18 protein-coding genes and 1 pseudogene are annotated in these 16843 nt (G+C 66.3%); 13 read left to right on the top strand and 6 right to left on the bottom strand.

All coding sequences use genetic code 11. From position 1 onward, the window contains the following. Window positions 1-8 precede the first annotated feature (8 nt). Window positions 9-878: an ABC transporter permease gene (locus ACQY78_RS12810; protein ID WP_428686067.1), complete on the top strand. Its 870-nt coding sequence runs from the start codon at window positions 9-11 to the stop codon at window positions 876-878. A 150-nt stretch (window positions 879-1028) separates the two neighbouring features. Here the strand turns inward: ACQY78_RS12810 and ACQY78_RS12815 are convergent. Together ACQY78_RS12815 and ACQY78_RS12820 are read right to left on the bottom strand one after the other, a co-directional pair. Continuing rightward, window positions 1029-1627: pseudogene (locus ACQY78_RS12815) on the bottom strand (YdeI/OmpD-associated family protein). Next, window positions 1627-2763: a mandelate racemase/muconate lactonizing enzyme family protein gene (locus ACQY78_RS12820; protein ID WP_428686068.1), complete on the bottom strand. Its 1137-nt coding sequence runs from the start codon at window positions 2761-2763 to the stop codon at window positions 1627-1629. The pseudogene ACQY78_RS12815 and the gene ACQY78_RS12820 overlap by 1 nt, the downstream one beginning before the upstream one ends. Window positions 2764-2823: 60 nt before the next feature. On the opposite strand from ACQY78_RS12820, the gene ACQY78_RS12825 reads away from it, so the two are divergent. The 9 genes from ACQY78_RS12825 to ACQY78_RS12865 all read left to right on the top strand — a co-directional run bounded on the left by ACQY78_RS12825 (window position 2824) and on the right by ACQY78_RS12865 (window position 11416). Further along, window positions 2824-3837 carry an NADP-dependent oxidoreductase gene (locus ACQY78_RS12825; protein WP_428686069.1) on the top strand — a complete coding sequence of 338 codons (1014 nt, stop codon included), beginning with the start codon at window positions 2824-2826 and terminating at the stop codon, window positions 3835-3837. Further along, window positions 3834-5021, top strand: a complete 1188-nt coding sequence (locus ACQY78_RS12830) for a CaiB/BaiF CoA transferase family protein (protein ID WP_428686070.1) — start codon at window positions 3834-3836, stop codon at window positions 5019-5021. The genes ACQY78_RS12825 and ACQY78_RS12830 overlap by 4 nt, the downstream gene beginning before the upstream one ends. A gap of 4 nt (window positions 5022-5025) precedes the next feature. Then, entirely contained in the window at window positions 5026-6087 is a 1062-nt protein-coding gene (locus ACQY78_RS12835) for an SDR family oxidoreductase (protein ID WP_428686071.1), read from the top strand. Window positions 6088-6187: 100 nt separating this feature from the next. Then, the gene (locus tag ACQY78_RS12840) at window positions 6188-6802 is read left to right on the top strand and encodes a TRAP transporter small permease subunit (protein ID WP_428686072.1); all 615 of its coding nucleotides are present in this window, start codon (window positions 6188-6190) and stop codon (window positions 6800-6802) included. Further along, on the top strand, window positions 6799-8091 hold the full coding sequence (locus tag ACQY78_RS12845; protein ID WP_428686073.1) for a TRAP transporter large permease: 1293 nt from the start codon (window positions 6799-6801) through the stop codon (window positions 8089-8091). Before ACQY78_RS12840 ends, ACQY78_RS12845 begins: the two co-directional genes overlap by 4 nt. A gap of 19 nt (window positions 8092-8110) precedes the next feature. Continuing rightward, the gene (locus tag ACQY78_RS12850; protein ID WP_428686074.1) at window positions 8111-9172 is read left to right on the top strand and encodes a TRAP transporter substrate-binding protein; all 1062 of its coding nucleotides are present in this window, start codon (window positions 8111-8113) and stop codon (window positions 9170-9172) included. A 10-nt stretch (window positions 9173-9182) separates the two neighbouring features. Further along, window positions 9183-9728, top strand: a complete 546-nt coding sequence (locus ACQY78_RS12855; protein WP_428686075.1) for a HutD/Ves family protein — start codon at window positions 9183-9185, stop codon at window positions 9726-9728. 12 nt (window positions 9729-9740) lie between these two features. Next, window positions 9741-10664, top strand: coding sequence for a 2-dehydropantoate 2-reductase (locus ACQY78_RS12860; protein WP_428686076.1), 924 nt, complete (start codon window positions 9741-9743; stop codon window positions 10662-10664). Window positions 10665-10672: 8 nt separating this feature from the next. Then, on the top strand, window positions 10673-11416 hold the full coding sequence (locus tag ACQY78_RS12865; RefSeq protein ID WP_428686077.1) for a molybdate ABC transporter substrate-binding protein: 744 nt from the start codon (window positions 10673-10675) through the stop codon (window positions 11414-11416). Window positions 11417-11482: 66 nt separating this feature from the next. On the opposite strand, the gene ACQY78_RS12870 is transcribed toward ACQY78_RS12865, so the two are convergent. Together ACQY78_RS12870 and ACQY78_RS12875 are read right to left on the bottom strand one after the other, a co-directional pair. Continuing rightward, window positions 11483-12766: an aspartate aminotransferase family protein gene (locus ACQY78_RS12870; protein WP_428686078.1), complete on the bottom strand. Its 1284-nt coding sequence runs from the start codon at window positions 12764-12766 to the stop codon at window positions 11483-11485. 34 nt (window positions 12767-12800) lie between these two features. Further along, complete coding sequence (locus tag ACQY78_RS12875; protein ID WP_422031458.1) at window positions 12801-13151, bottom strand: hypothetical protein; 351 nt, start codon at window positions 13149-13151, stop codon at window positions 12801-12803. Between the two features lie 49 nt (window positions 13152-13200). Here ACQY78_RS12875 and ACQY78_RS12880 point away from each other — a divergent pair, with 49 nt between their 5' ends. Continuing rightward, the gene (locus ACQY78_RS12880; RefSeq protein WP_428686079.1) at window positions 13201-13863 is read left to right on the top strand and encodes an HAD family hydrolase; all 663 of its coding nucleotides are present in this window, start codon (window positions 13201-13203) and stop codon (window positions 13861-13863) included. A gap of 65 nt (window positions 13864-13928) precedes the next feature. Continuing rightward, window positions 13929-14744, top strand: a complete 816-nt coding sequence (locus tag ACQY78_RS12885) for a MipA/OmpV family protein (protein WP_428686080.1) — start codon at window positions 13929-13931, stop codon at window positions 14742-14744. A gap of 49 nt (window positions 14745-14793) precedes the next feature. On the opposite strand, the gene ACQY78_RS12890 is transcribed toward ACQY78_RS12885, so the two are convergent. Together ACQY78_RS12890 and ACQY78_RS12895 are read right to left on the bottom strand one after the other, a co-directional pair. Beyond that, window positions 14794-15312, bottom strand: a complete 519-nt coding sequence (locus ACQY78_RS12890) for a hypothetical protein (protein ID WP_428686081.1) — start codon at window positions 15310-15312, stop codon at window positions 14794-14796. Between the two features lie 81 nt (window positions 15313-15393). After that, a complete protein-coding gene (locus tag ACQY78_RS12895) occupies window positions 15394-16089 on the bottom strand; it encodes an SDR family NAD(P)-dependent oxidoreductase (protein WP_428686082.1) in 696 nt (231 codons plus the stop codon). A 73-nt stretch (window positions 16090-16162) separates the two neighbouring features. Between ACQY78_RS12895 and ACQY78_RS12900 the strand changes: the two genes are divergently transcribed. Further along, complete coding sequence (locus tag ACQY78_RS12900) at window positions 16163-16834, top strand: DsbA family oxidoreductase (protein ID WP_428686083.1); 672 nt, start codon at window positions 16163-16165, stop codon at window positions 16832-16834. Window positions 16835-16843 lie beyond the last annotated feature (9 nt).

Raw genomic sequence — 16843 nt, forward strand, 5'->3', positions numbered from 1 at the left:
CAAGCAGCATGGCCATTGCCGAACGCGCCCCCGCTCCCGCCCTCCCGCGTCGCCTCTTCGCCCTGCCGCTCGGCGTCACCCTGGCGCTCGCCTGGCTGGCTTTGATGATCGTGACGGCGCTGGGCGCGGATCTACTGGTCCCCTATTCCATCACCGCGCTCGATCTCAAGGCGCGGCTGGCGCCGCCGGTCCTGATGGGCGGCACCTGGGCCCATCTGCTGGGCACCGACGAACTGGGCCGCGACGTGCTCTCGCGGCTCATCATGTCGATCCGCATGAGCCTGCTGATCGCGCTGTTCGGCACGATCATCGCGGCAACGCTCGGCACGGCGCTGGGCTTTCTCGCCGCCCACTTCCGCAAGGGGGTCGAGCAGGTCGTGCTGATGGCCATCGACTTCCAGGCCAGCATGCCCTTCATGATCATCGCGCTGTCGGTGCTGGCGTTTCTCGGCAACAGCCTGCCGCTGTTCATTGCGCTGATGGGCTTCCATTCCTGGGAACGCTACGCCCGCATCGCGCGCGGCCTCACCCTGGCGGCCAACGAGCAGGGCTATGCCGCCGCGATCCGCCAGCTCGGCGCCGGCCCGGCCCGCATCTACGGCCTGCACATCCTGCCCAACATCGCCTCGACCCTGATCGTGTCGATGACGCTCACCTTTCCCGAGATCATCCTGCTGGAGAGCGGCCTGTCGTTCCTCGGCCTCGGCGTCCAGCCGCCGCTCGCGTCGCTCGGCAACATGGTGGGCTACGGCCGCGAATACATCAGCCACGCACCCTGGATCATGCTGGCCCCGGCCGCCACCATCGTTCTGACGACGCTGTCGATCAGCCTGCTCGGCGACTGGCTGCGCGACCGGCTCGACCCGACGTTGCGGTAGCGCACGAGGCTCAATGGAGCGTGCAACTCCAGTTTCGCTCAAAAAACAACGGTCCCTCGCTTACGCTCGGGATGACAACATTGTTGAAATTGGCGCAGGTGCGTCGATGAAAGAACGATGTCATCCCGAGCGTAAGCGAGGGACCTTCCGCTACTTCTTCTTGCCCTGCGGATGGATCGTTTCACCGCGCTCCAGCATCTCGACGAAGGCCTCGATCTTCTTCTTGCGGCCCGCTGCGGTCTTCATGCTTTCGGTACGGAAGGTCAGTGCGAAGCGGTTTGCGCGCTGAGCTTCGCCAGCATGGCTTTCGCCCTGGGCTCGGCATCGATAGCAACCTGGAGATCGTCCGGAATCCTCGAGTCCTTGACGCGGTAGGCGCGCGCCCACCGCCCGTCTTCCTTCGCCGCCTCGACCTGCTTCAGCCCGTGCTCGGTCATGCGGCCTGCCTCGACCAGCCGGGCGACGTTGTCGACGTTGATCTGGCTCCAGACACTCTTGCGGCCGCGCGGCGTGTAGCGCTGCAGGAAGCTCTTGTCGTCGAAGCCCTTGCGGATTCCGTCGATCCAGCCCCAGCACAGGATGACGTCGATTGCCTCCTTCGGCGTGATCGACGTGAGACCCGACCCGACCTTGTGGATCTTGATCCAGACTTCGCTTTCGGTGTCGTGATGCTTGCCCAGCCAGTCGTGGAAGCTGGCTTCCGTCGCGAACTCGCGGACCTTGTCCGGGTCGACCTTGACCGGCGGCATCAGCACACCCGGTAGCGTTCGACGGCATCCCGATCGAGCTCGATGCCGAGACCGGGCCCCTCCGGCAGGAGGATATGACCGTCTTCGAGCACGAGCGGCGACTTCAGCAGCTTGGTGCGCAGCGCGTTGTCGCTCATGTCGTATTCCAGCATCGACGGATGCGGCGGATGGTCGGTGTGCGGCGTCGCGGGCAAGGCGGCCAGGAAATGACAGGCCGTCGCCAGGCCCACCGCGCCGCCCCAGACATGCGGCGCGACCCGCAGGTTCTGCGCATGGGCCAGCGCCACGATGCGCTTGGCCTCGGTGATGCCGCCGACGCCGGGAATGGAAGGCTGCACGATGTCGATGCAGCGGCCGTCGATCAGCGCGCGGAAATCGCGGACCGTATGATGCGCCTCGCCGGCCGCCAGCGCGATCGGCGAGCGTGCCCGTAGCTCGGCATAACCACGGAAATCGCCCGGCGGCAGCGGCTCCTCGATCCAGTGGATGTTGAAGGGCTCGATCGCGCGGGCGCATTCCAGCGCCACGTCGACCGTATAGGCGCCGTTGATGTCGACCAGCAGCAACTTGTCAGGGCCCAGCGCCTCGCGGGCGAGTTTCACCCGCTCGACGTCGCTCTTGATGCCGCGGCCGATCTTGATCTTGGCGCCGGCATAGGGATGGGCCGCCGCCTCCGCCATCATGTGCTCGAGCTGGCGATCGGGATCGTCGGAGAAGAAGCCGGTCGAGGCATAGGCCGGGAAACGTGTCGCGCCGCAGCCGCCGATCAGGTCGCAGACGCGCACGCCGAAGCCGCGGGCCATGGCATCCCACAACGCAACGTTGATGCCGGCAAGACAGGCGGTGAGCTGGTTGCCGACGCCCAGGTGATAGATCGCGTTGCGCACCTTCGCCTCGACATGGTCGAAGTCGAAGACGCTGCGGCCGACGAACATCGGCTCGAGCATGCGAAAATACTCCCGCGTCACCAGCGGATTGCCGAAGGCTTCGCCGATTCCGGTCACGCCCTGGTCGGTCTCGACCTCGACCAGCCCACCCTGTCGGCGGAAGCCGCCGCCGCGCGACATGCCGTAGGCCTTCTCCGGCGCGAAGGAATACTCGAGTCCGATGAACGAAAGGCGGCGGATCGTCGGCATGGCAGCTCCTGCAAATCCCGCGCTATGGTGGGCCCCAAAGCAAATCGGAGGCAACCGCTCATGACCATCCCCAAGACCCATCGCCGCGTCGTCCTCGTGCGCCGGCCGCCTGGCGAGCCCGCCGAATCCGATTTCCGCGTCGAGGAGGCGCCGGTGCCCGAGCCGCGCCACGGCGAGGTTCTGGTGAAGGTGCATTACCTCTCGCTCGATCCCTATCAGCGCGGCCGCATGCGCGACGCCGCGTCCTATGCGGCAGCCATCGGCCTCGGCGAGGTGATGACCGGCGGCACGGTGGGCGAGGTCGTGGCTTCGCAGCATCCGGACTTCAAGGTGGGCGACATCGTCGAGGATCGTCTCGGCTGGCAGGAATATGCGATCGGCGGCGGGCCGGCCCTGCGCAAGGTCGATCCCTCGCTGGCGCCGATCTCGACCGCCAACGGCGTGCTGGGCATGCCGGGCATGACCGCCTATTTCGGCCTGCTGCATGTGGGGCAACCCAAGCCCGGTGAGACGGTCGTCGTGTCGGCGGCCTCCGGCGCCGTGGGCCAGGTGGTGGGCCAGATCGCCAAGATCATGGGCTGCCGGGTCGTCGGCATCGCCGGTGGCGCGAAGAAATGCGCCTTCGTGAAGGACGAACTCGGCTTCGATGCCTGCATCGACTACAAGGCGGAGAAGGACCTCGACGCCGCGCTGCGCGCCGCCTGCCCCAACGGCCCCGACGTCTATTTCGACAATGTCGGCGGCGAGATCACCGATGCCGTCCTGCGCAACATCAACTTCTTCGGACGCGTCGCGCTGTGCGGCTCGATCTCGCAATACAACGCGACCGGCGCCTCGATGGGACCGCGCCTGCTCGGCACCTTCGTCGGCAAGCGCGTGATGGCGCGCGGCTTCATCGTGACCGACTTCGCACAGCATTACGGCCCCGCGATGCGCCAGATGGGTGAGTGGATCCGCGACGGCAAGCTCAAGTACCGAGAGGATATCGTCGAGGGAATCGACAAGGCACCGCGCGCCTTCATCGGACTGCTGCGCGGTGAGAACTTCGGCAAGATGCTGGTCAAGCTCGCATGAGCTACGACGCGCCCTTTGCCGGCCTCAAGGTCGTCGACCTGAGCCAGGGCATTGCCGGCCCCTATTGCGCGATGCTGCTGGCCCAGCACGGCGCCGAGGTGATCAAGGTCGAGGGCATCGGCGAAGGCGACTGGGCGCGCACGCTCGGCGTACACTATGGGAGCCACAGCGCCTTCTCGATCATCGGCAACATGGGCAAGCGCAGCCTGTCGGTCGACCTCAAGAGCGAGGCCGGCAAGGACGTCGTGTGGCGCCTGCTGAAGGATGCCGACATCTTCCTCGAAGGTTTCCGGCCGGGCGTCATCCAGCGCTTGGGCTTCGACTATGCCGCCGTCTCGGCCCGCGTGCCGCGCCTCCTCTACGTGTCGATCTCGGGCTTCGGCCAGACCGGGCCGCTGGCCGAGCGGCCGGCCATGGACCCGGTGCTGCAGGCCTATACCGGCATGATGGCGGAGAATCGCGGCGAGGACGGGATTCCCCATCGCGTGCCGGTGATCGTGGTCGACATGTCGACCGCGCTCTATGCCTTCCAGGCGGTGAGCGCGGCGCTCTACGCCCGGCGCGACGAAACGAAAGGACGCTACATCGACGTCAGCCTGATGCAGTCGGCGACCGCGCTGCAGTCGATCCGCCTCATGGCCTGCCATCTCGAAGGCGGCACGATGAAGCCCGGCGGCGTGCCCGGTGGCGTGTTCAGGACAGCGGACGCGTGGATGTCGATTCTGGCCATCAAGGACGGCGACTGGCAGAGCCTCTGCCGGCTGATGGACGTGCCCGCGTTGGCATACGAGGGACGCTTCGCTACGCCGGCGGCGCGTCTCGCCAACGAGGCAGCGCTCTATGCCATCATCCGGCCGATGATCGAGGCGAAGCCGTCCGCGCACTGGAGCCAGAAGCTCACCGAGGCGAAGCTGATGCACGAGCGACTGAACAGCTACGCCGATTTCATCAACCAGCCGCACGTCAAGGAAACCGGCCTGATCCATTGGCTCGAACAGGCCGGCCTTCCGCAGAAGGTCCCGGTCCCCGCGTTGCCCGGCATGTTGCCCCCGGAGCCGGGCACGGCACGCGCCGAGGCACCGGTGCCGGGCCAGCATAGTCGCGCGATCCTTCAGGAGCACGGCTACGCGGCCGGCGAAATCGACACGCTGATCGCCAACGGCACCGTCGCGACGACGAGGTAGAGACATGCAGAAGAAAGCCGTCGTGGTCGGCGCCCTGGGCGTCATCGGCCGCTACATCGTCGAGCGGTTGCTCGCGGAAGGCGACTGGCAGGTGATCGGGCTGTCGCGCCGGCGGGAAAAGGACAGGCCGCGCTATCGCCACGTCTCGGTCGACCTGCTCGACCTTGACGACGTGGCGGCAAAGCTCAAGGACCTGCGCGACGTCACGCATGTCTTCTACGCCGCCTTCCAGCCCGGCACCGGCAATGCGGCGGGCTATGCCTCGGTGATCGCGCCCAATCGCGACATGCTGGTGCATTCCGTGACCGCCATCGCCAAGGCGTCGCGCGGCCTGCAGCGCGTCGTGCTGGTCACCGGCACCAAGTACTACGGCACGCATCTCGGCCCCCTGAAGACGCCGATGCGCGAGACCGATCCGGGCCACATGCCGCCCGACTTCTACTTCGACCAGATCGACTGGCTGACCGGCTTCCAGCGCGGCAAGCGGTGGAGCTGGACCGAGCTAAGACCCCAGACGCTGTGCGGCTTCGCGCCGGGCACGGCGATGAGCATCCTGCCCGCCATCGCCGTCTATGCCGCGATCTCGAAGGAGCTCGGCCTGCCACTGCGCTTTCCCGGCAAACCCGGCGCCTACGGCACGATCTACCAGGTGACGGAATCCTCGCACTTCGCCAGTGCGGCGCTGTGGGCCGCCACCGAGAAACGCGCCGCCAACGAGGCCTACAATATCACCAACGGCGACTATTTCCGCTGGCGCAACGTCTGGCCGCGCATCGCGCAGGTCTTCGACATGCAGGTGGGCGAACTGCAGACCATCAGCCTGACGCAGCAGATGGCCGACAAGGCGGATATGTGGGCGGAAATGACGAAGAAGTACCGGCTGAAGAAGTTCGACTTCGGCCAGCTCGTGGCCTGGCCGTTTGCCGACTACGTTTTCGGCTCGGACTGGGACGTGATGTCCGATGTCACCAAGAGCCGACTGCACGGCTTCCACGAGGTGATCGACAGCGAGGCCATGTTCGAGCGCCTGCTCACGCGCTTCCGCAAGGAGAAGATCGTGCCCTAGCGGGTGGCGTGGCGACAGACTACAAAGAGACATGGCCCGGACATTGCTCGGGTCATGATGGTCGCGGGGGCGCCGTCATTCGGGGGAGCAGATTCGTAAAATGAGTGAGTCGTCCAGTCTCCTGCCGCCCGAGCCGTGGCCGCAGCGCATCTCGCGAATACTCGCCTGGATAGGCGGCGCCATCATCCTCATCGGCTGCAGCGGCCTCATCACCATCGACGTCATCACCCGCTACCTCTTCAAGCGCGGCATGGTCGAGAGTTTCGAAATCTCGGGCTACGCGCTGGCCGCCTGCATCGGCCTGGGCCTGGGATTCGCCACCACTTCCAAGACCCATATTCGCGTCGACATCCTGCTCGATGCTTTTCCGAGGTCCGTCCGCGTGGCCTTCGACCTGCTCGCCGCCCTGTCGCTGGCGCTGCTGGCCGTCGCCCTCGCCTGGTTCTGCTGGGGTACGCTTGCGCAATCCATGGCGATGAACGCCAAGTCGGTGTCGGCTCTGCAGACGCCGATGGCGCTGCCGCAGTCGATCTGGTGGGTCGGCATCTTCTGGTTCGCCTGTGTCGCCGTGCTGCTGCCGATCCAGGCCGTGCTGCGCCTGCTGGCGGGCGACGGTCCGGGTTTCGACGCCCTGATCGGCAGCCTGCGCGTCAACGAGGAAATCAGCCAGGCTGGCGTGGAACAGGTCCCGCCTACGAATGGAGCGCCGCGATGATCGGCACAGCCTTCACGCTGCTCGTCGTCCTGGTGGGGATCAGCCTGCCGGTCGCGGTCGCGCTCGGCCTGATGGCCTATGTCCTGTCGGAGCGCTACGCCTTCTTTCCGATGACCGGCGCGATCGGCGAGCTGGCATGGAACTCGTCCAACGACTTCATCCTGATCGCCGCGCCCATGTTCATCATGATGGGCGAGCTGATGCACCGGTCGGGCATGAGCGAGCGCCTGTTCACGGCGCTGACCCCGTGGTTCGCGCGCATTCCCGGCCGCCTCATCCATACCAACATCGCGGCGAGCGCGATCTTCGCGGCCACCTCGGGCTCCTCGGTGGCCACCGCCGCCACCATCGGAACGGTGGCCATCCCCAACATGGACAAAGGGGGCTACAACCGCCCGCTGTTCCTCGGTTCGATCGCCGCGGGCGGCACACTGGGCATCCTGATCCCGCCTTCGATCAACATGATCATCTACGCCGTGCTGACGGACACGTCGGTGGCCGACCTGTATGCGGCGGGGTTCATTCCGGGCTTCATGCTGGCGGGACTCTTTTCGCTGATGGTGCTGGCGCTCTGCCTGTTCCGACCGCAATGGGCCGGCCCCAGGCAGGACACGGCGAACCTCTGGCAGGAACGCGTGTTCGGCCTGAAGAACCTGCTGCCGCCGCTCGGCCTGTTCCTCGTCGTCGTGGGGTCGATCTATGCCGGCATCGCCACGCCGACCGAAGCGGCGGCGCTCGGCCTGATGGCCACGCTCGGCCTGGTCGCGGCCAACGGCCAGCTCACCCTGCCAGTCCTGCTGAGGGCTTTCGAGGGCACCGTGCGCACGACCTGCATGGTCATGCTGATCGTGATCGCCGCCTTCTTCCTCAACTTCGTCATGGTGTCGATCGGTCTGGTCAAGGCCATCACCGACACGGTGCTGGCGCTCGGCCTCTCGCCGCTCGGCATGCTCGTCTCCATCGTCGTGTTCTATCTGATCCTGGGCTGCTTCATGGAGACGCTGTCCATGATGATCGCCACGACGCCGGTGGTGGTGCCCGTGATCGTGGCGCTGGGCTACAGCCCGGTCTGGTGGGGTATCGTCTTCGTCATCCTGATGGAGGCCGCCCTGATCACCCCGCCGGTCGGCCTCAACCTCTATGTGGTGCAGGCGGTGCGGCGCGGCGGTGCCTTCTCCGACCTCTGCCTCGGTGCGCTGCCGTTCGTCGTGATGATGATCGTCATGATCGGCATCCTGATTGCCTTCCCCCAACTGGCCCTGTGGCTGCCGGCCCTTCTCAAGGCCTGACTTCAAAAAGGAGGATTTCATGTTCCTGAAGCATCTCGTCGCGGCGGCGGCTCTTGCCGGTTCGTTCGCCCTCGGCAGCGCCATGGCGCAAACGCCGCCGGCCCTGCCCTCGACCTCGTTCAACGTCGTGGGCAGCATCGGCGGCCTGTCGATGTACACGAGCCGCGAACTGCCCTTCTGGACGGTGACGGTGCCAAAGGAATCGGGCGGCGCGATCAAGGTCCAGGTCAAGCCCTTCACCGAGCTCGGCTTCAAGGGTGCCGAGGTCTTCCGCCTCGTCTCCAGCGGCACCCTGCAGTTCGCCACCACCGTGCTGAACTACAATTCCGGCGAAGTGCCGATGAACGAAGCCGCCGACCTGGTGGGCCTCGTCGGCTCCGTCGAGGAACTCGAGAAGGTCATCGACGCGATCCGCCCCGCCTACGCCAAGTTCCTCGAAGAGAAGCACGGCATCAAGCTGCTGGGCTTCGGCTCCTACCAGGCGCAGGTCCTCTATTGCCGCGACGCCTTCGTCACCATCGCCGACCTGAAGGGCCGCAAGATCCGCGCCTCGGGCGCATCGCAGCAGGCCTTCGTGACCCATATCGGCGCCTCGCCGCTCAACATCGCCTTCGCCGAGGTCCAGCCGGCGCTGGCCAGCGGCGTGGTCGATTGCGCCATCACCGGTGCGCTGTCGGGCTACAAGTCGAAGTGGCACGAGGCCGCGAAGTTCATTTCGCCCATGCCTGTCAATTTCGGCGTGGCCGCCCAGCTCGCGAACCTGAAGTGGTGGAATTCGCTCGATCCCAAGGTTCAGGCTTTCCTGCAGACCGAGTTGAACAAGCTCGAAAAGTCGATCTTCGAGCAGGCCCGCACCGAGACGCAGACCGGCATCAACTGCAATACCGGCGCCGGCCCATGCAGCGAGGGCGCGCCCGCCAACATGAAGCTGGTGCCCGTCACGGCCGCCGACGAAGCCTTGCGCAAGGACGCGCTCACCAAGGCGATCCTGCCGTCCTTCGCCAAGCGCTGCGGCCCCGAGTGCGTCAAGACCTGGAACGATACGATCGGCAAGACGCTGAACGTCACGCTCGCACCGTAACGGGCGGCCCGTGATCACCCTGCTCGATCCCGCCAACTATCTCCGCACGCCGTGGAAGAACGGCGGCGGCACGACCGTCGACATCGCCTTCTCGGGCGATGTCTGGCGGTTCGGCCGCACCCCGATCGTGCAGCCCGGGCCCTTCTCCGACTATACCGGGTACGATCGCATCCAGGTGCTCGTCTCCGGCAGCGGCCTGGTGCTGGAGACGCCCGAGGGCGAGATCGACGTGCGCCAGCCCTTCCGGCCGGTGCACTTCACCGGCGAGACCAGGATCGCGAGCCGGCTGGAGGCCGGACCGGTGGAGGTCGTCAACCTGATCGGCGCCCGCGCCCAGGTGAAGATCGACATCGCCGTCCTCGACGAGGGCCGCACGCTCCACCTGCAGCCTGGCATCCACATTGCCTACAGTCCTCACGGCGAGGCGACCGTGGCGGTGCAGGACGACGAGCGGCGTCTCGCGTCGGACCACGCGCTGCGGCTGGACATCACGGGGCCGACACGGCTGAGCGGCCGGGTCGGCTGCCTGCTGGTCGGCAGCATCACCGCGGCATAGGAGACGGGCTCGATGAGGATCGCGGTTGTTGGCGCCGGCGGCGTCGGAGGCGGATATGGCGCAGCGCTCGCGCAGGCCGGCGCGGACGTCACCTTCATCGCCCGCGGCGCGCATCTCGCGGCCATGAAGAAGGACGGGCTGCGCATCGAGAGCGTGCGCGGCAACACCCATCTGCAGCCGACGCAGGCCACCGAACATCCGGCCGAGGTCGGGCCGGTCGATTATGTGCTGTTCTGCGTGAAGCTGTGGGACGTCGAGAGCGCGGGGGTCGCGATCAAGCCCATGATCGGGCCCGACACCGCGGTCATCACCCTCCAGAACGGCGTCGATGCGCACGAACGGCTGATCCCGATCCTGGGCGCCCGCGCCGTGATGCCGGGCGTCGCCAACATCAGTGCGACGATCGCCCAGCCGGGGCTGATCCGCCAGACCGGCACGGTGATGCGCATGGTGTTCGGCGAACCCGACGGCAGCCGCAGCCCGCGCGCCGTGGCCCTCGCCGAGATGTGCAAGAAGGCCGGCATCGACGGCGTGCTGAGCGACGCCATCCTGACCGATCTCTGGATCAAGTTCGTGCTGCTGGCCTCCAATGCCGGCGTCATGGCGCTGACGCGCCTGCCGGTCGGCAAGCTGCGCGACGATGCCGACATCAACGCGATGTTCGGCGCCGCCTACGAGGAAGTGGCCGCGGTCGGGCGCGCCCTGGGCGTCACCCTGCCCGCCGACATCGTCGAACGGACCTTCAATTTCAACCGCAACGCCCCGCCGCAGCTTATGGCGTCCATGGCGGTCGACCTGCTGCGCGGCAACCGGATCGAGCTGCCCTGGCTGTCGGGCAAGGTCGTGGAGCTGGGCAGGAAGCACAATGTCCCGACACCGACGCACGCGCTGATGTATGCTGCCCTGAAGCCCTATGTCATGGGCACGCCAGCCTGAGGAAATCCATGCGCGTCCTGCTCTTCCTCCTGTTCGTCCTTGCCGCGGGCAGCGCCTCGGCTGCCGACCTCAAGCTCCTGACCGCCGGTGCCTACAAGTCGGCCGCCCTCGAGATCGTTGCCGACTTCGAGAAGAAGACCGGCCACAAGGTGACGATCGACAGCGGCACGACCGGGGCCCTGCAGAAGCGCGTCGCCGCCGGCGAGTATTTCGACGTGGTGGTCATGCCGCCGATCCCGATGGCCCAGTTCCTGGGCAACCGCATCGACGAGAGCAGCGCCAAGGAACTGGCCCGCGCCGGCGTCGGCATGGCCATCAAGCAGGGCGCGCCGGTGCCCGACATTTCCGAGCCCGACGGCTTCAAGAAGGCGCTGCTGGCGGCGCGCGCCGTCGCCTATATCGACCCGGCCTCCGGTGGCTCGAGCGGCATCTACGTCGCCCAGCTCTTCCAGCAGATGGGCATCGCCGCCCAGCTCAAGCCCAAGAGCGTGCTGGTCCAGGGCGGGCTGGCGGCCGAACGCATCGTCGATGGCAAGGCCGACATCGCGCTCCAGCAGAGCAGTGAGCTGATGGGCATGCCGGGCGTGCAGTTCGTCGGGCCGATCCCGCTGATGCTGCAGAATTTCACGATCTATTCCGGCGGCGTGTCCGTGGCCTCCGGCAACCGCGCCGCCGCCGACGCGCTCCTGCTGGCGCTGGCCAATCCCGAGAACGGCAAGATCCTGAAGTCGAAGGGCCTCGACAGCCCGTAGGGCGGGACGAGACAAAAAGGCCCCTCACGTCATCCGAACGAAGCGAGGGACCTTTGAATCAGTGGCTCACTTGATCTCCTTCAACGCCTCTTCCCAGGCGCCGATCGTGTGGTCGATGTCGGCCTGGGTGTGCGCCACGCTGACATAGTACTTGCTGTCGCCCTTCATGATGCCGCGGGCGCGCAGGGCCTGATTGAAGCGCTTCAGGGTCGCGGTGTCGGCCTTCAGCGTGTCGCGGTAATCCTTGACCGGCTGATCGGTGAAGATGATGTCGAACAGCGGCGGCTCGCCGATCACCTGCGCCTTGAAGCCGTGCTTCTTCAGGAGCTCCGACAGCGTGTCCATCAGCTTGCGGCCGTTGGCGAACACGCCTTCGTAGGTGCCGGGCCGCTTCAGCACCTCGAGCGTGGCGAGGCCCGCGACCGCGGCGACCGGATTGCCCGACAGCGTGCCCACCTGGAAGATGAAATCCTCGTCGGTCATCGCCAGGCGGTCGAAGTGCTTCATGATGTCGGCGCGACCGGCGATCGCCGCCAGCGCGAAGCCGCCGCCCACGATCTTGCCCAGGGTGCAGAGATCGGGCGTGACGCCGTAATATTCCTGGGCGCCGCCATAGGCGAAGCGGAAGCCGGTCACGACCTCGTCGAAGATCAACGGGATGCCGTGCTCGGCCGTCACCTCGCGAAGCGCCTGCAGGAAGCCGGGCTTGGGCGGGATCAGGCGCTGGAACGGCTCGACGATGACGCCGGCCAGCTCATCCTTCTGCTCCTCGATCAGGCTCCGGACCATGTCGATGTCGTTGAAGGCCGCGACCACCATCTCGTCGGCCACCGACTTCGGAATGCCCGCCGAGTCGATGGAGCCGCGCGGGAAATTGCCGGGAGCCTTGGGCGCCAGCGACACCAGCGCATAGTCGCTCATGCCGTGATAGCCGCCCTCGAACTTCAGGATCTTGTCGCGCTTGCGGAAGGCGCGTGCGGCCCGCATCGCATAGAGGTCGGCCTCGGTGCCGGAGCAGACGAAGCGCACCTGCTCGGCGCAGGGAACGGCCTCGACGATCGCCTCGGCGAGCGCGATGCCGTGGCGGTTGTTGCCGAAGAAGGTCGTGCCCAGCGGCACCTGCGCCTGCACCGCCGCCGTGACCTCGGGATGGGCATGGCCGATGAACATCGGGCCGGAGCCCAGGAGGAAGTCGACATATTCCTTGCCGGCCTCGTCGTAGATGTGACCGCCCCTGCCCTCCTTGAGGATCACCTCGGCCGGCAAGTTGCCGAAGGTGCCGCCCGGCAGGACGCGGCGTGCCTGCTCGATCAGCTCGTTGGTGGGATCGACGGGGGTCTGGACGTTCATGGATGCCTCTCTACGCTTGAAACTCTTGGCGGAATTACTCGATCGGAACGAAGATGGAATGACGCAGCTTGCCCTCTATCGCCTTCGAGAAGTGGCCCTTGCCGTGCGTGTCCTCGACCAGGATCACCTCGCCGGCCCCGATGATGCGGGTCTCGCCGTCGCTGGCCTGGATGGAAACGCCGGCATCGAGGTTGATGATGTACTGCCGGCGCGGCGCGGGATGCCATTCATAATCGTAGGTGCCGGGGGTCTCGCGGAAGATGATGCCGGTCGCCGGCAGGGTGGCGGAGGTCTTGCCGCCGCGACCCTCGTTCTTCCACTCGATCTCGATATCGCGGAAGTGGGTCTCGCCGTCGGCGTCGACATACAGATTATGGATACGCATGAATTTTTCTCTCCCTTGCCCTCTCGGCCGCACAGCTTAGAACGAAAGCATGCTGAAGAAACCCGTTGAAGCCGTTCTTTTCGACATGGACGGTCTGCTGATCGACACCGAGGCCGTCTACATCGATGCCCTGCAGGACGCCGCCCGCGATCTCGAAATCGAGATGACGCTGGAGTTCTGCCACTCGATGATCGGCATCTCGGGCCGCGAATGCGACGTCATGATCCAGAATTTCTATGGGGCCGCCTTCCGCATCGACGATTTCCGCGAACGCTTCTCGGGTCACGCCAAGCGGCGGCTGGAGAGCCATCTGCCGGTCAAGGCCGGTGTCGTCGAGATGCTCGACTTCCTGGCGGGCCGCGGCCTGCGCCTCGCCGTCGCCACCGGCTCGGGGCGTCTCACCGCGGAGCGTCACCTCGCACGCGCCGGACTCATCGATCGCTTCGCCGCGGTTGCGACACGCGACGATGTCGAGAACGCCAAGCCGGCGCCCGACGTCTATCTCGAAGCCGCCCGTCGCCTCGGCGTGTCGCCGGAGCGCTGCATCGCCTTCGAGGATTCCAATGTCGGCCTCACCGCCGCCCACGCCGCCGGCACGATGGCGTTCATGGTGCCGGACATCCTGCCGCCGCTGCCCGAGGTCCGGGCCAAGTGCCTGAGGGTGTTCGACGATTTGCACGCCGCGCGGCTGATGCTCGAAAAGACTCTTTAATTTCACACAGACTGATCCGGCAATCCTTCGGAAACGTAAAATAGGGCAAACAGCGGAGTTGCCCTGTGCGTTTGTCCCGTCTCCTCGCGACCTGCCTCGCCTTCGTCACGGTGCACGCAGCAACAGCCTCCGCCCAGCCCACGAGCATCGGCAGTGAGCCCGCCGGGCCGCCGCCGAAGGACTGGACGTTCGATATCGGACCGGGCGCGGTCATCGCCCCCTGGTTCGAGGGCAGCGCCAACTATCGTGTGTTGCCGGTCCCCAACCTCGACTTGCGCTATCAACGCGACAAGGTCTTCATCTCGGCGCGCGACGGCATCGGGGCTACGCTGTTCGACAATTCCGGTTTCAAGGCCGGCCCGATCTTCCGCTACCGCTTTCCCCGCAACCAGGGTGACGGCGGCTATCTCTACGGTACGGGCAACGTGCCCTTCACGATCGAGGGCGGCGCCTTCCTGCGCTACGACCAGCCCTTCATCGCCGCCAAGATCGAGCTAAGGCGCGGCATCGGCGGCAGCAACGGCCTGATCTTCGATGCACTGGTCGACGGCAAGATGCGGCTCACCGACAGCGTGTTCCTGTCCGGCGGTCCGCGGCTCTCAGTGACCGACGGCACCTTCAACCAGGCCTACTTCGGAATCACGGCGCTGCAGTCGATCAACTCAGGCTACGCACAATACTACCCCGGTGCCGGTCTTCGCAGCGTCGGCGTCGGGGCGAGCGCCCTGTGGCGCATTCACGACCGGCTGAGCTTCGTGGCCTTCGGCAGCTACAACTACCTGGCCGACACGGTCGCCAATTCCCCGATCGTCACCGGACCCGGCGGATCGCGGAACCAGTTCGTGACGGGTGCCGCGCTCACCTGGCGCTTCTCCTGGTGACGCGCCGGCCCCTCGTCGACGCCTGAGCCATTGACCGAAGGGCTTTGGATCAGCGCGTCGAGAGGCCGGCGTTGCGCGCAGTGCGTCCGCTGAGCGGCGTGCAGGCTCGGCTTTCGCAAAGTTCAGCCTTGTCGTTGTAGAAATACATCATCCCGTCATTCGACGGCAGGTTGACCCACTGCTCCATCAGCGCCCGGTCGACATTGGGCGCCCGTTGCGGAATCCAGGTACGCAGCCGCTGCGGCGCATCCGCCAAGAGTGCGCCGTTGCTGCCGTAGTTCCCGTGAAGCCCCACTCTGGAATTCGGTCCTTCGAGCGTGCGCTCGACACCGCCCAGCCACATCCGGGAACAGGACGACGCGCAGCGACCCCGAATGACCGTGGACAGCCCACGCTCGCGGATCAGATCGCCGACGCAATAGCCGGCGCGGGCATTGCCTCCGCCCGAGTTGGTGAGAACGACGGTCCTGATCATCGCCTGGGATAGAATCGCATCGAGGGCAGTGCATTCGGATCCATCGACGGCGCCCGACAGGACGACGGACTCGCCCTCGACCTTCATGTCCATTGCCCGTGTCTGGAACGGCATCAACAGGGACAGAAGGATCAGCGCGGCAGAGGACGAAGACCGCATCGTCGTCCCCTCGACCTAGAATTTCTCGACCCAGGGCCGTACCTCGACCTCCCAGCTCCAGGCGCTGCGGTGCTGGTTCAGCACATGCCAGTAGGTCTCGGCGATGGCGTCGGGATCGAGCAGGCTGTCGGGCCTGTCGTCGGGAACCGGCCGCGCCGCGCTGCGGATGCCGCCGTCGATCACGAAATGAGCGACGTGGATGCCCTGAGGCGAGAGTTCACGCGCCATGGATTGCGCGAGGCCGCGCAGCGCGAACTTGCCCATGGCGAAGGTCGCCGAGAGCGCAAAGCCCTTCACGCCCGCCGTCGCGCCTGACAGGAGAACCGCTCCCTCCCCCTTGGGCAGCATGCGCTTCACCGCCTGCTGGGACACGAGGAAGGCGCCGAAGGCGCTGATGTCGATGGCCCGTTTCACGTCGTCCGGCGCCAGGTCGACGAGGGCGCCGCGCACCCGGTTGCTGGCGTTGTAGACGACGACGTCGGGCGTGCGGCCGGCCGCGTCCAGCGTCTCGAACAGCGCCGCAACATCCTGTTGATCCGCAGCGTTGCAGGCGTGAACCGATGCCCCGGTCTCGTTCGCAAGGGTCGCAAGCTTGTCGGTCTGCCGGGCCGCCAGGGCCACCGACATTCCGTTCTTCGCGAACAGGCGGGCCAGCGAGGCGCTGAGGCCGGGGCCTGTTCCGACGATCAGGGCGGAGCGATATTTCGGCATGGGCGGGGTCCTCTCGTTGCCGGATATTCCGCGCAGGTATACGCTTGGAGGCAATAGGGAAGGAAACAAAGCCATGGACCAGGTCCAACCGACCGGCCGTATCGACGTCATCTCCGACGTGATCTGCCCCTGGTGCTACATCGGCAAGCGCCAGCTCGAACGCGCCCTCGATCTTCTCGCCACCCAGCATTGCCGGGTCGCCGTCGCCTGGCATCCCTTCCAGCTCAATCCCGAGATGCCCGCCGAGGGCGTCGAACGCACGAGCTACCGCATCTCCAAGTTCGGCAGCCTCGAACGCTCCCAGCAGCTCGACCAGCGCATCACCGAGACCGCCGCGACGGTCGGGCTCGAGTTCCATCTCGACCGCATCGCGCGCACGCCCAACACGGTGAACGCCCATCGCCTGATCCGTTTCGCCGGCCAGCGCGGCGTACAGGATGCGGTCGTCGAGGAATTGTTCGACAGCTATTTCTGCAAGGGTGCCGATATCGGCGACCAGAAGATCCTGGCCGACGTGGCGGCCGAAGCCGGGCTCGACCGCGCCGAGGTGCTTGCGATGCTCATGAGCGACGAAGGCCGGCGCGAAGTGCTGGCCGGCGACCAGATGGCGCGCAATGCCGGCATCCAGGGCGTGCCGAGCTTCGCCCTGCAGGGCCATGTGCTCTTCTCCGGCGCGGTGCCCGCCGAGGAAATGGCGCAGACCTTCCGCCGCGCCTGGGAAATCCTGAAGGAGCGGGCGGCTTAGGACGGACGC

Source organism: Reyranella sp. (genome assembly GCF_965279625.1).
Taxonomy (GTDB): Bacteria; Pseudomonadota; Alphaproteobacteria; order Reyranellales; family Reyranellaceae; genus Reyranella.

Bases quoted from the DNA above. Each gene is read 5' to 3' on its own strand.
- ACQY78_RS12810 (WP_428686067.1), top strand. From the start codon at position 9: ATGGCCATTGCCGAACGCGCCCCCGCTCCCGCCCTCCCGCGTCGCCTC.
- ACQY78_RS12820 (WP_428686068.1), bottom strand. From the start codon at position 2,763: ATGCCGACGATCCGCCGCCTTTCGTTCATCGGACTCGAGTATTCCTTC.
- ACQY78_RS12825 (WP_428686069.1), top strand. From the start codon at position 2,824: ATGACCATCCCCAAGACCCATCGCCGCGTCGTCCTCGTGCGCCGGCCG.
- ACQY78_RS12830 (WP_428686070.1), top strand. From the start codon at position 3,834: ATGAGCTACGACGCGCCCTTTGCCGGCCTCAAGGTCGTCGACCTGAGC.
- ACQY78_RS12835 (WP_428686071.1), top strand. From the start codon at position 5,026: ATGCAGAAGAAAGCCGTCGTGGTCGGCGCCCTGGGCGTCATCGGCCGC.
- ACQY78_RS12840 (WP_428686072.1), top strand. From the start codon at position 6,188: ATGAGTGAGTCGTCCAGTCTCCTGCCGCCCGAGCCGTGGCCGCAGCGC.
- ACQY78_RS12845 (WP_428686073.1), top strand. From the start codon at position 6,799: ATGATCGGCACAGCCTTCACGCTGCTCGTCGTCCTGGTGGGGATCAGC.
- ACQY78_RS12850 (WP_428686074.1), top strand. From the start codon at position 8,111: ATGTTCCTGAAGCATCTCGTCGCGGCGGCGGCTCTTGCCGGTTCGTTC.
- ACQY78_RS12860 (WP_428686076.1), top strand. From the start codon at position 9,741: ATGAGGATCGCGGTTGTTGGCGCCGGCGGCGTCGGAGGCGGATATGGC.
- ACQY78_RS12865 (WP_428686077.1), top strand. From the start codon at position 10,673: ATGCGCGTCCTGCTCTTCCTCCTGTTCGTCCTTGCCGCGGGCAGCGCC.
- ACQY78_RS12870 (WP_428686078.1), bottom strand. From the start codon at position 12,766: ATGAACGTCCAGACCCCCGTCGATCCCACCAACGAGCTGATCGAGCAG.
- ACQY78_RS12875 (WP_422031458.1), bottom strand. From the start codon at position 13,151: ATGCGTATCCATAATCTGTATGTCGACGCCGACGGCGAGACCCACTTC.
- ACQY78_RS12880 (WP_428686079.1), top strand. From the start codon at position 13,201: ATGCTGAAGAAACCCGTTGAAGCCGTTCTTTTCGACATGGACGGTCTG.
- ACQY78_RS12890 (WP_428686081.1), bottom strand. From the start codon at position 15,312: ATGGACATGAAGGTCGAGGGCGAGTCCGTCGTCCTGTCGGGCGCCGTC.
- ACQY78_RS12895 (WP_428686082.1), bottom strand. From the start codon at position 16,089: ATGCCGAAATATCGCTCCGCCCTGATCGTCGGAACAGGCCCCGGCCTC.
- ACQY78_RS12900 (WP_428686083.1), top strand. From the start codon at position 16,163: ATGGACCAGGTCCAACCGACCGGCCGTATCGACGTCATCTCCGACGTG.